Raw genomic sequence first — 12,454 nt, forward strand, 5'->3', positions numbered from 1 at the left:
AACACCCTGCTTAGAAGTCAAATCCAACGTGCAGGCTGATACGACGGTCGGTCACAAACACGGCCCGGTCGACAAACACGCCGTCGAGGATTTCCATCTCGGTACGCTGGTCTTCGTCGGTCAGGTTCTGTACGTTCAGCTTAACGTTGATAGCGTCAGTCACCCGATACGAAACACTGGCATCCAGACGCCCAATAGCCGCTGCGTAAACCGGCAGACCGATTTGAATATCGTCACCGCTGAACGGGTCGGTATACACCCGCGTAGTACCTGAGTCGTTGGTGGTAGTCAGGTAACGATCACGCCAGTTATAGGCCAGACGCGCACTCAGATCGCCTTTATCGTAAAGTAAGGTGGCTGAGTAAGACCATTCAGACAAACCAATCACCGGTACACTCAGCTCATCGCCATTAATATCCAGCGCGAAAGCATCCGGCGAATCATTGCCAATATAGGTAACGTTGGCATCCACACCAAAGCCGCTTAACCAACCCGGCAGGTCATCGAAGTAGGTTCTGCCTCCCAACTCGAAACCGCTGATAATGGTATCTTCCTCAGCGTTAAAGTTGGTACGGCTCTGTACCGGCCCATCCAGGAAGCTACTTCCACTGCCGTCGGTAAACGCCGATTGCGGATAGCTGTCTTCATTAAAATACTCCGCCCCCGGGCCAGAGAAGTTGTTGAACGTGATGTAATTTTCAATGGTTTTATGGAACAGCGATAGATGCACCGAAGAGCCTTTACGCGGGTACCACTCCACCGATATATCATGGTTATATGCAATTTCCGGTTCAAGGAACGGGTTACCAGAGGTGTTGGTGTAGCCCGAGAAGATGGCCGGAATCGATACATCATCATCCGGATACAACGCATCCAGCTCCTGGTTAATTACATTCTCAGTGGTTTGTACTGAGGCAATACCCTGAGCCCGGATGTCCGGATAACGCGGTGGCGTTAGGGTTTTGGTAAACGCATAGCGAACAATCCAGTTTTCAACCGGTTCAAACTTAATGTTGAAGGATGGCAGGAAGTAGTCTTTCGTCAATTCACCCACTCGTTCGTTTTCAAACCCGACACTCTCGCGGGTAAACGGTGGTTGCACCCCTTCGTTGGCCTCCTGCCAGGCAAGAATATTAGACAATCCGCCCATGGCTTCTACCGACGCCTGAGCATCAGCAACACTGGCGTAGTAGCGCGCACCGCCATTGAAAGCAAAGTTACCCATACTCTCAATATCATAATTCACCCAACGCACACCAAAGTTACCGGTAAAGTTAGACCAGAACGAATCACCGTAATTCTCGAACCCTACCATGGCATATAACGACTGGGTTTTATGTTTGGTATCGTAGAAAGACGGACGCTGATCAAAGTTACGGTTTGGCGGGTTGCCGTAGATATAATTACTCGCTTCCGGATCACTACACTGGTAATACAGGTCTGGTCCACAAGCGGTATAAGTGTTATAAACACGCGCAAACTGGTCGGCAGAGTTGATTTGGTCGGTACCTACCCATACAGCGCCTGGCGCCTGTACATCACCTTTAAAGAAGTCGGAAAATTCTTCTAAATAGAAATCGCCTTCCGGTGCCGTATCAACAAATGCTCTGGGTACACCGTTCCAGTTACGACCTGTGGCCGACCACCAGGTACCTACAAAGCTATCTGATTCTTCACGGTCGGCTACCCGGCCGCCCACTGCGACTTTACGGAAGAAGTCATGCTCAAGATAGAAACTGGCATCCAGTTGGAACGCGTGCGCATCGCCTTCATTTTCCATATCCAGCCAGTTAATCCGCGACATACCGGTATTCGCCGGATCGGTAGACAGCGGATTACCAAAGGTTACCGCCGGACGACTGCCGGTTAAGTCCATATTGGTTTCAATAATATTCTCAAGCACCGCACCACCCAGGCTGTACTTGCCCGAACGAGATTCCGCTTTAACGTACTGATAGCTACCGCTTAAATCCCAGTAATCCGACTCGTATTCAAAGCCAAAGCTGTGATCAGCTGTTTTACTGAAGCCCGGCGTAAAGCTAGAGTTCATTGCCACTGGCAAGCCAGAAGTAAGGTTAGTGCTGGAAATTGCACCGCTAACGAATACGTCACCATCAAACTGCGCACCATCAAGCACGCCTACCGGCGCACCCGGCTCAATAGTCATGATCTGACTGTCACGGTTACTTTCACGTTCTGATATAAAGGTAGTATGGAAGAATTCCAGGTTTTCTCTTGGCTTCCACTGCAGGGCTGCGTAATAGCCGGTCCGTTCACGCTCAAACTGGTCCTGGGTAAAACGCACTCCGGCAGGGGCATATACGCGCTGGCCGTTGTAGTTGGTCGCGTGGTACGGCGGAATAATAATATTACTGTCGTGCGAGGCGATTTTTGAGTAACCCATATTGAGTAACACACCAAATTCGCCGTAGTCAGTTTCCCAGCGATCTGAGATAAGACCAGAATAAGCTGGGGTTAGCTCTTCAGAAAAGTCACCGTAATCGGCCGTTACTGAGCCATTCGCTTTAAAGCCTTCAAAGTCAAAAGGCATACGGGTTTGCAGGTTTACTGTACCGGCCACACCACCTTCAATCAGATCGGCGCGGCTGGCTTTATATACGGTTACCGCTTTTAGCAGCTCCGGGCCTACATCTGCCCAGCTCAGCCCTGAACCACCGTTAGCGGAAAATACTTCGCGCCCGTTGATCAGTGTTTTGGACTTATTTAAGCCGCGTACCTGAATACCTGAACCTTCGAAGGCGAAACCATCTGGTGAGCCTTCGCTGCCCGCTCTAACCCGGTTCATGGTAACACCCGGTGAACGTTCCAGAATTTCTAACAATGAGGTACTGGGGACTTTGCCAGCTTCATCAAGGACAATAGAATCACCAATGGTATCGGCATTCTTCTTTAAGTCGATGGCGCTTTCCAGCGACTGACGTTGACCCGTTACCGAGATCACCTCTACAGCGCTCTCGTCCTCGCTTTCTTTGCTTTCATCAACTGCCTCTTGCGCCATTACCGCTGTGGTACAAGACATAATAGCAGCGGCAAGCACCGACCTTTTAAACCGCGGGAATGACTCCCCTGGCATCAAGCCGTTTTGCTCACTTTGTGAATTTAAATTTCTGCTTTTTGATTTAGGCATGTGTAGCAGCCCTCCGGTTTCAGTGATTCTCAGCCTTTATTGAGGCAACTGTGAATTTACAATCGAGTTCGCAATCGAGTGTCAGAGTTTCCTTTGTACAACTCATTCCGGAGGGTATTATTAACTTATTATATTAACATTTAATTTACGTTTATTGGTAAGTTTATTGCTTTTGCTTAAATAACATTAATAAAAAATTACCATGTAAAATAATCACATAAACAAAAGCATGCCTCAGGGTGACAATCGCCCCGATAACCTTTCACCTCAATTCAAAATTAACCTTTTTTTTAACCTACAAATGGGTTGTCCTGAGTCGGTTTTAATAAGAAAAAACGATCACCAATGCCACAGCGTGCCGTCTTCGAGTCGGTTAACTGGTAGCGCCGCTCGCTGGTAAGGATATTTTGCTGCCAGCTTTTCATCGATATCCACACCATGGCCGGGCGCTTCACCCGGCGTGAAGAAACCACGGTCAAACTGGTAGTCAAAAGTGAACACCGATTCCATCAGTTCGCTGTGCGGCATATGCTCCTGAATACCAAAGTTAGGCACCCAGTAATCAAAGTGAAGTGCGGCCCCCATGCATACCGGAGACAGATCGGTCGCACCATGAAAACCAGTACGAATATGGTAGAGGGCCGCTAAATCGGCTATCCGGCGCATTTGCGTAATGCCGCCGGCGTGAACCAGCGTAGAGCGAATATAGTCAATCGACTGATTAAGGATAAGCTCCTTACAGTCATGAATAGAGTTAAACACTTCTCCCACAGCCAGTGGGGTGGTGGTGTGCTGGCGGATAAGCTCAAAGCCCTGCTGGTTTTCAGCGGGCACGACATCTTCCATCCAGAACAGATGATAAGGCTCCAACTCCTTACCCAGCCGCGCTGCCTCAATGGGTGTTAAGCGGTGATGCACATCATGTAGCAGGTGAATTTCTTCGCCATACTGGCGACGCACTTCACTGAACAGGTGTGGCACAAAATTGAGATACTTTTCGGTAGACCACACCGCCTCGGATGGCAGCGCCGCATCCGCCGGCTCATACTTTTTGCCGTCTTTAGCAACGCCGTAAGTGCTGTCCATACCAGGTATACCCGACTGCACGCGCACCGCCTGATATCCCTGATCGATAGCTTCACCCACCGCTTCTAGCGTTGAGGCCAGATCATTGCCGTTGGCATGGGTATATGTCATGATGCGATCACGGCTACGGCCACCGAGTAACTGGTATAACGGCAGGCCAGCCACTTTGCCTTTAATATCCCACAGAGCCATATCAACAGCGGCCAGGGCTGTCATACCCACTGGCCCACGACGCCAGTAAGCACCGCGATAAATATACTGCCAGATATCTTCAATCCGGGCCGGATCCTTACCGATTAATGCCGGGATAAGGTAATCCTCAAGATAACTGACTACCGTTTTCTCACGGCCGTTGAGTGTTGCATCACCAATACCGTATACCCCTTCGTCGGTGACTATTTTGAGGGTAACGAAGTTGCGACCAGGCGAACAAACAATCACATACGCATCAGTAATTTTCATAATAAAGTCTCATCTTCAAATTGGTTAAGGCGTGGCATACACATAGTCGGGTAAAAACAGCACCAGCTCGGGCAACAATGCCAGTAACAGCAATACCACCAGCACAGTGAGATAGAATGGCCAGACATGACGAATAAACTGAGTGATCGAGCAATCCATGATGTTGCACACGGTGTACATGGCAATACCCACCGGCGGTGTAGTACCGCCAAAGGTCACTACCAGTACGAGTAAAATGCCAAAGTGAACCGGATCGATCCCCACGCTTTGGATAACGGGCACCAGAATAGGAGTGAGCAACAGTACCGTAATGGTGCCCTCCATTAACGTACCGATCACCAGCAACAGCGCCAAACATATCATCAGCACAAGCAGCGGCGACTGGGTTACTGCCGACACGCTTTGGGCTAGCTCAACCGGTAGTTGTTGAAAGGCAATCACATAACCTACCGTGCCGGCTGCCAGTACAATCAACATGATCATGCCGATATCCCGTACGCTTTCGTTTAAGGCGCTGTACAGCTGTGCAAAGGTAAGTTCCCGATAGGCAAATAGCCCGACTAAAACGGCGTATACCACAGCAAAGGCACCGGCTTCTGATGGCGTGAAGATCCCCCAACGAATGGTAACAATCAGCAATACCGGGAATAACAGCGCCCACTTACAACGGCTGGCGGCGTGCATTACTTCCCGGAATGCCGGCGGCTTTTGTGTTTCGGTGTTACCCAGCTTCTGAGAGCTTGCCACCCAACGTACACAAAGCATCAGTGCGATAGTCAGCAAAGCGCCGGGTAATAGTCCGGCGATAAACAATTTACCAATCGACACATTGCCCATGTAGCCATACAAAATTAAGCCGATACTGGGCGGAATACAGGCCGTGATCAAAGCACTCACGGTGATAATGGCAGCACTGAAGCCCCGCGGTAAGCCGGAGTCTTCCATAGGCTTACCAAGAATACGGGCCTGCATGGCCGCATCGGCAATCGCTGACCCGGACACGCCGCCCATCAAAGCACTGAGCACAATAGTGACATGAGCCAGACCACCACTGATCCAACACACCAGTAAATTAGCAAAGCTAATCAGCCGCGTGGTGATACCCGAAGCATTCATAATGTGCCCCGCCAGGATGAAAAACGGCACTGCCAGTAATGGAAAACTCTGACTGCTCGATACCATTCGCTGCACGGCCACCAGCGCCGGTAAGGAGTCATGCATCACAAAAAACAGCAGGCCGCTGGCCATCAGGCTAAACGCCAGAGGCACCCCGGCTAATAGCAAGGCTAAGAAAACCAGCAGCATCATCATTGCGCCGCCCTCTGTTTATTTGAAAACCACTTAAGCCAGCTTTGTTCAAGCAGGGTTAACAGCATCAATCCGGCGCCTACCGGGAGTGCAAGGGCTACGTAGCGGTAAGGTAAAGACGTACTACCCAGCGTTCGCTGAGGGTTAAGGTTAAACAGCGCAATGCCATATACAACAATAACGGCGAGCACGCCGATCATGATAAGAGATGCCAGGCCTGAAAGCCGCCGCTGCCAACGTGCGGGCAGGTATTGGGTGGCAATATCCACGGTGGCATGTTGTGCGTGTTTTAAGGTTTGATTAGCACCAAGCATACACAGCCAGGCAAACAGAAGTTGGGCAATATCGACCGACCAGATAATCGGCAAGCCTACAGTGCGCATCACTGCCGCCGCAAAGACCAGCAACACAATGGCAGATAACAAGCCAATACACACTATGCGCTCTATCTTATCGAGGTGGTTCATTGGGCGTTCCCCTCATCCAGCAATGCACAAACCTGCTGGCGCAGCTCGCTATAGCCGAGGGCCTGATAGACTGACTCCGTAGCGTGTAAAAATGGCTCAAGCGGCGGGGTTGATATTGAAACGCCGGCTGCGGCTAGCTTAGCCTCGATGTCATTTTCAGCAGTAAGTACCTGAGAAGTGGCATACTTACCTGCCGCAGTGGCAGCGTGGATGATGATATCTTGTTCGGCGGCTGTTAGCCGGTTAAACCATTCATCACTGGTCACCAGGCCGGAGATTAGTTGAATGTGGCCAGTTTTAGTCACATGACTTATTACTTCATAGAGCCTTGCGCCCCATACAGCAGCAAGCTGTGCTTCACCGGCGTCGATAACGCGCTGCTGCAAAGCACTGTATACTTCAGACCAACTCAATGGTGTGGGCGAAGCCCCCATGGCTTCGATGGTACTTATCCAAACCGGCGCACTGATCGTGCGAAGTCTTAGTCCGTTGAGATCCTCAGGCTGAGCTACCGGCTGCTGGGTTAGCAGATGCCGTGCGCCCTGCCACCAGTTAAATGCCAGCACACGTAAACCGGCGTTTTGCTGCAGGCTGCCATTCCACTGTTGAAACAGATCAGATCCAACCAGGTGTTGTAGCTCAGCCAGGTTGTTCACCAGATAAGGAGCGCCAAGAATGCCCATTTCATGGGCATACACAGACAGACGCCCGCCATCTACCAGCACAGCAATGCCAGCACCCGCCATGGCCTGCTCCAGAATGTCGTCGTCATTACCGAGCTGAGAACCAATAAACAGGTTAACGCTAAGTGAGCCCTTACTGCCCGTTTCGACCATCTGCTTAAAGTGCATCAGGCCTTTATACATAGGATCGCTGCTACTCAGCGACGTCACCACGTTGAGTGACGTCACTTTTTCTGACCCCGCATCTGCATTGCTACCGGTAGCAAAAAAAGCCAGCAGCAAGCCAAAAATCAAATTGAGCAGACGATGTTGTGTCACCATAGATTTACTTAAATTACTGCGTAAAGGCGTCAGGATAGCGCTGGTGGTTGGCAGGCGACATTGCCATTTTTCACATTCCAGCAACGTTTTTTGGATGACCGAAAAAATCCTCGGCAAAGCCAGTAATTAGCAAAGCGTTATTTAAAAAAGAATTTTTTCCATTGCCGAAAATCGAGTGCAGTATAAGCACTTTACATTGTGAAATTTATGTTATTCATTACCGCTTTATCTTTTTATCGTTTCACAGCTCGTTAACATTGCCGATTGCCGTCAGTCGCTGCATTATTTGCCCCTGAATTTTAATCACTGACCGGGAGCGTATTATGACGTTTCAACCAAAATATTCACTGACCTTTTCTGCGTTGTTATCAGCCATGGTGCTAACAGCGTGTCAGCCACAACAACAAAATGTTGAAGCCCAGAGCACTCAGGCTCAAGCTGAGCCACAAACACAACCACAGGTAAAAAGCGGCCTTGCCGAGCCGTTAGTAGAACATATCTATACCGCGGATCCTTCCGCCCACGTGTTTAACGGCCGCCTGTATATTTATCCTTCTCATGACGTGGAATCAGGCATTCCGCAAAACGACAATGGCGATCATTTCGACATGCGCGATTATCATATACTGAGCATGGACGAAGTGGGCGGAGAAGTGACCGACCATGGCGTAGCCTTATCGGTTAAGGATATTCCCTGGGCCGGACGCCAGCTATGGGTGCCGGATGCCGCCGAAAAAGACGGTAAGTACTACCTGTATTTCCCGCTTAAAGACAAGAACGACGTTTTCCACATCGGTGCAGCCGTGAGCGACACGCCGGAAGGCCCGTTCACTCCCGAGCCGGAGCCGATTGCCGGCAGTTACAGTATGGATCCCGCCGTGTTTAAAGATGACGACGGCGAGTACTACATGTATTTCGGGGGAATTTGGGGTGGTCAGCTACAGCGCTATGAAGGCGGCACTTATAACCCGGAAGATGCTTATCCGGCCGATGATGCACCGGCAGTAAAACCACGTATCGCCAAAATGGCGGATGACATGCTTTCTTACGCCGAAACGCCTAAAGAAATTGAATTACTCGATAAAGATGGCAGTCCCATCCTGCAAGGCGATAATGACCGTCGCTTCTTTGAGGCAGCCTGGGTACACAAATACCAGGGTAAGTATTACTTTTCTTACTCTACCGGCGATACCCATAAAATTGTTTACGCAACCGGCGATAATCCATACGGCCCGTTTACCTATCAGGGCGTGATCCTGCAACCGGTAGAAGGCTGGACTAACCACCACTCTATCGCCAAATTCAAGGGTAAATGGTACCTGTTCTATCACGACAGCTCATTATCCGGCGGTCAAACGCATTTACGCAGCGTAAAAATGACCGAACTCACCTATAACCCGGATGGCAGCATCGTTACCATCGATCCATACCTGGAGCAGAAGTAATGCTTGAATCAACCGCCACGCCAGCATCGACGGACAGTCCGTCGGGCGAAAATATCGGCTTTGTTATTTTTATCAGTATTGTGGCCACCATAGGCGGATTCCTGTTTGGATTCGACAGCGGGGTAATCAACGGTACCGTAGATGGCTTACAGCAAGCGTTTAACTCGGCCAGCGCCGGCACCGGGTTTAATGTTTCCAGCATGCTGCTGGGCTGTGCGGTAGGGGCATTTTTTGCTGGCCGCTTTGCCGACAAATACGGCCGCCGTGCGCTACTTATTGTCTCGTCAGTACTGTTTATCATCAGCGCCTGGGGCTCTGGTATTGCTACGTCGTCTTTTGAGTTTGTTATCTACCGGGTCCTTGGCGGCCTTGCGGTAGGTGCGGCCTCAGTGATGGCGCCAGCGTACATTTCGGAAGTCTCCCCGGCCCGTTACCGCGGTATGCTTACCAGTATTCAGCAAATTGCCATTATCAGCGGTTTGTTTGCTGCATTTCTGAGTAACTACATGCTGGCTGGTGAAGCAGCCGGTTCAACCAATACGCTGTGGCTAAATTTTGAGGCCTGGCGCTGGATGTTCTGGATTGAGCTTATTCCGGCAACCCTGTTTTTTGTGATGCTATGGTTTATACCTGAAAGCCCGCGTTTTCTGGTATCCAGCAACAAAACCGAGCGAGCTCACCGCGTACTCACCCGTTTACTGGGCGATGATGCAGCCACGCATAAACTCAACGAAATTAAGCAATCACTGGCCGACGATCACCGTCCTCAACTTAAAGACTTAATCGACAATAACACCACTAAGGTGCGCCCCATTGTTTGGGTTGGTTTGGGCCTGGCGGCGTTTCAGCAACTCGTTGGTATTAACGTCGTGTTTTACTACGGTGCGGTGCTGTGGCAAGCGGTTGGCTTTTCCGAGTCGGACGCTCTGCTAATCAATGTGTTAAGTGGGGCTATCAGTATTGCCGCCTGTATTCTTACCTTGCTGGTAATTGATAAAATCGGCCGTAAACCACTGCTCAAGTGGGGCTCAATTGGCATGACAATAACCCTTGGCATAATGGTAGTAGCCTTTTTGAATGCCTCACAAGGGCCAGACGGTAAGCTTATCCTGGGTGACTGGGGAACCACTGCACTGGTAGCGGCAAACCTGTATGTCTTTTTCTTTAATATGTCATGGGGCCCGGTAATGTGGGTAATGCTGGGCGAGATGTTCCCCAATCAGATCCGTGGTTCTGGCCTTGCGGTAAGCGGCCTGGTGCAATGGACTTCAAACTTCCTGATCACCATTACTTTCCCAATGCTACTAGCCGGTATTGGCTTAGGCGGTGCTTACGGTATTTATGCCATTTTCGCCTTCCTGTCGGTAATTTTTGTGGTGAAGTTTGTTAACGAAACCAAAGGTAAAGAGCTGGAACAAATGCAGGGATAGCTGTACCCACTCCCGCACTGTTTACAATAATAAAAATCAGTGTTGCCAGCGCTTCTGCGCTGGCTTTTTTATGCTTATTTACCTATGGAAGCACCAACATCCGTTGCAATGCCGATGCACTAGGCGTTACTGACACATATTCAGCCCGCGCAAAGGGCCAGCGATGAACAGGAAAGGGGCGTCGTGATGCTTGAGTACTCAGATAAATGCACCAACACTACTGTAACGTCTATTGAACTACGTGTTCAGGTGAATTAAATATAAAACCAGAGATGATGCTCGCCAGGCGAGGTTCAATTAAATCGAAATGTTCTACAATCCCAAACGTCGACGTACCAGCAACGAATGATTGTCACCAATATAATATGGCCGGCAATATTTTAGGAACATGGAAAGTGTCTAGGATTCTCAAGCCTTATCTCTTTCGGTTAAATTAAAGGTTGTAACATTTCGCTAAACAATCGGGAGGTTCTCAAAAGGCTTTTACTTTTCATTTACCTACGGATACAGTAGCGTAGAAATTAGAGTCATATTTTGTACAGGAGGTACGATGAAAGTTTTATGGATTAGCCTGATTGTTTTCGCTGCTGTATCTGGTTTTTTGGTCGGCAGAGCGTCAGCGCCTACTGCGTCCTTGCCGGTGAGTGAATTATCAACGGATGATTCGTCAGTAGTGCCCTCCCTGCCGACATCCGCGCCGGAAAACTCGGAGACAAAACCTATATCGCCAGTTGAAAGTACTTCAACGAAAATGTCTGCGTCCCCTGCAACATCGCAACCTTCGCCTTATTCCAGAGCCGACGTTGACCCGGACAGCAGCGCGCCTTACAGTAATGAACAAATCGCAGAACAGCAGACCTATGAAGATCTTCGTCGTATGGCTCAGGACAACTATCCCGCAGCTCAACAGGAGCTGCATGAGTGGGCTGAATTGCACAAGGCGGATTTAAAATCCCGCATGGAAGCGACGCTCGGAGAGAGCAGTGGCTTCATGTTTGAGGAGGTACTTAAGGACAATGCCATGCTCAACGAACCGCTCGCACAGCAACCCATGGAAGAAGATTTTGCCTGGCGCGAGCAGGCTCAGGTTAACATTCATGATTACATTATTATGAACAGCACCGACCCCAGGCTGGAAATCCTTAATATTACTTGTATGCAAAAGAAATGCGAAGTAACCCTGACTGGTAAAGACGACAGAGCGGGAATTATTCTTTACATGCAGCTGATGCAAACTCGGCCATTCGGCATCACCGGCGGCCCCAGCCCCACTACCATGATGAATGACGACGGCTCCTACTGGATGTATATGCTGCTGACTTTCTGATTCATTTAGTCTATTGATGAGATTAGCCTGATTCATGCCGCTTCTAGCTCCGCCTTCACAGATGCCAGCGATACGTGGTCGTCCATTTCGATGACCATTTTTGCTGTCAGCTTCGGATAGTATTTTGCTAATGCCGCGATAACCTTGCCTTCTTTGTGGTCCTCCAATTCCAATCGGATGAGGATGCCCCATATGTGTGAGATCTTTAGCGGTCGGTTCTGTCCAATAATTCGGGGATGTTCCAAGGTTTGCTTGCGGTTGTCATAGCAACCTCCCAGCTATTGCTAAATTGCAGTATGGGTTGGAAGCACTGAAATAGGCACTATTGACGTTCTTTTCTCTCGAATAAGCAGTAAACTAAACACTACTATTTAGTACTGAGCTATCCCCACGAATAGTAAAATAAAGTCAAAGAGTTAGGGAACATTCATGGCATTTGGTGATCAGATCTTTCGCCAAAAAAAACCAACACAGAAAACACCATGAATGCACGCTCTATATTGAACAATCTTGTCTCTTTTGTCAGCCATAAAATGCATAAAACCCGCAAACAGGCCGTTGTCGCCTGTGTGCGAAGCTTGATTGAGAGCGGTTCGGCCACTGTGACCAGTATGGGGCGCGGTATCCGTTCCAATGCCTATGAGAAACACCGTATTAAGCGGGCTGACCGGCTGTTATCTAATGGTCACCTCCAGCGTGAAGTACCGTTTATCTATGCAATGATTTGCCGGTTATTTTGTACCTGTAAACATCCTGTCATTGCCGTTGACTGGTCAG

General features: G+C 49.5%; 9 protein-coding genes and 1 pseudogene. 4 read left to right on the forward strand and 6 right to left on the reverse strand.

Annotated features, from left to right (window positions below; genetic code table 11):
- Window positions 1-10: 10 nt before the first annotated feature.
- The 5 genes from C6Y40_RS03265 to C6Y40_RS03285 form a co-directional block, all read right to left on the reverse strand.
- Window positions 11-3,040: a TonB-dependent receptor gene (locus C6Y40_RS03265; RefSeq protein WP_205664739.1), complete on the reverse strand. Its 3,030-nt coding sequence runs from the start codon at window positions 3,038-3,040 to the stop codon at window positions 11-13.
- 447 nt (window positions 3,041-3,487) lie between these two features.
- Window positions 3,488-4,696, reverse strand: coding sequence for a D-mannonate dehydratase ManD (gene manD, locus C6Y40_RS03270; protein WP_105933329.1), 1,209 nt, complete (start codon window positions 4,694-4,696; stop codon window positions 3,488-3,490).
- Window positions 4,697-4,720: 24 nt separating this feature from the next.
- On the reverse strand, window positions 4,721-6,007 hold the full coding sequence (locus tag C6Y40_RS03275; RefSeq protein ID WP_105933330.1) for a TRAP transporter large permease: 1,287 nt from the start codon (window positions 6,005-6,007) through the stop codon (window positions 4,721-4,723).
- Window positions 6,004-6,471: a TRAP transporter small permease gene (locus C6Y40_RS03280; protein WP_105933331.1), complete on the reverse strand. Its 468-nt coding sequence runs from the start codon at window positions 6,469-6,471 to the stop codon at window positions 6,004-6,006. Before C6Y40_RS03280 ends, C6Y40_RS03275 begins: the two co-directional genes overlap by 4 nt.
- Window positions 6,468-7,475 (reverse strand): C4-dicarboxylate TRAP transporter substrate-binding protein, encoded by a 1,008-nt coding sequence (locus tag C6Y40_RS03285; protein ID WP_105933337.1) that lies wholly within the window; start codon window positions 7,473-7,475, stop codon window positions 6,468-6,470. Before C6Y40_RS03285 ends, C6Y40_RS03280 begins: the two co-directional genes overlap by 4 nt.
- Window positions 7,476-7,849: 374 nt before the next feature.
- On the opposite strand from C6Y40_RS03285, the gene C6Y40_RS03290 reads away from it, so the two are divergent.
- The 3 genes from C6Y40_RS03290 (at window position 7,850) to C6Y40_RS03300 (ending at window position 11,677) form a co-directional block, all read left to right on the forward strand.
- Window positions 7,850-8,920, forward strand: a complete 1,071-nt coding sequence (locus tag C6Y40_RS03290; protein ID WP_170308397.1) for a glycoside hydrolase family 43 protein — start codon at window positions 7,850-7,852, stop codon at window positions 8,918-8,920.
- The gene (locus tag C6Y40_RS03295) at window positions 8,920-10,350 is read left to right on the forward strand and encodes a sugar porter family MFS transporter (RefSeq protein ID WP_105933333.1); all 1,431 of its coding nucleotides are present in this window, start codon (window positions 8,920-8,922) and stop codon (window positions 10,348-10,350) included. The genes C6Y40_RS03290 and C6Y40_RS03295 overlap by 1 nt, the downstream gene beginning before the upstream one ends.
- 550 nt (window positions 10,351-10,900) lie before the next feature.
- Entirely contained in the window at window positions 10,901-11,677 is a 777-nt protein-coding gene (locus tag C6Y40_RS03300; RefSeq protein WP_105933334.1) for a hypothetical protein, read from the forward strand.
- A gap of 32 nt (window positions 11,678-11,709) precedes the next feature.
- Here C6Y40_RS03300 and C6Y40_RS03305 read toward each other — a convergent pair whose 3' ends face one another.
- On the reverse strand, window positions 11,710-11,850 hold the full coding sequence (locus C6Y40_RS03305; protein ID WP_205664740.1) for a hypothetical protein: 141 nt from the start codon (window positions 11,848-11,850) through the stop codon (window positions 11,710-11,712).
- A gap of 309 nt (window positions 11,851-12,159) precedes the next feature.
- Here C6Y40_RS03305 and C6Y40_RS03310 point away from each other — a divergent pair.
- Window positions 12,160-12,454: pseudogene (locus C6Y40_RS03310) on the forward strand (IS4 family transposase); the annotation flags it as partial.

This window comes from Marisediminitalea alba (assembly GCF_002993365.1).
GTDB classification, from domain to species: Bacteria; Pseudomonadota; Gammaproteobacteria; order Enterobacterales; family Alteromonadaceae; genus Alteromonas; species Alteromonas alba.

Excerpts from the sequence above, each read along its gene's own strand:
- C6Y40_RS03265 (WP_205664739.1), bottom strand. The coding sequence starts at position 3,040 with ATGTCTTGTACCACAGCGGTAATGGCGCAAGAGGCAGTTGATGAAAGC.
- manD (WP_105933329.1), bottom strand. The coding sequence starts at position 4,696 with ATGAAAATTACTGATGCGTATGTGATTGTTTGTTCGCCTGGTCGCAAC.
- C6Y40_RS03275 (WP_105933330.1), bottom strand. The coding sequence starts at position 6,007 with ATGATGATGCTGCTGGTTTTCTTAGCCTTGCTATTAGCCGGGGTGCCT.
- C6Y40_RS03280 (WP_105933331.1), bottom strand. The coding sequence starts at position 6,471 with ATGAACCACCTCGATAAGATAGAGCGCATAGTGTGTATTGGCTTGTTA.
- C6Y40_RS03285 (WP_105933337.1), bottom strand. The coding sequence starts at position 7,475 with ATGGTGACACAACATCGTCTGCTCAATTTGATTTTTGGCTTGCTGCTG.
- C6Y40_RS03290 (WP_170308397.1), top strand. The coding sequence starts at position 7,850 with ATGGTGCTAACAGCGTGTCAGCCACAACAACAAAATGTTGAAGCCCAG.
- C6Y40_RS03295 (WP_105933333.1), top strand. The coding sequence starts at position 8,920 with ATGCTTGAATCAACCGCCACGCCAGCATCGACGGACAGTCCGTCGGGC.
- C6Y40_RS03300 (WP_105933334.1), top strand. The coding sequence starts at position 10,901 with ATGAAAGTTTTATGGATTAGCCTGATTGTTTTCGCTGCTGTATCTGGT.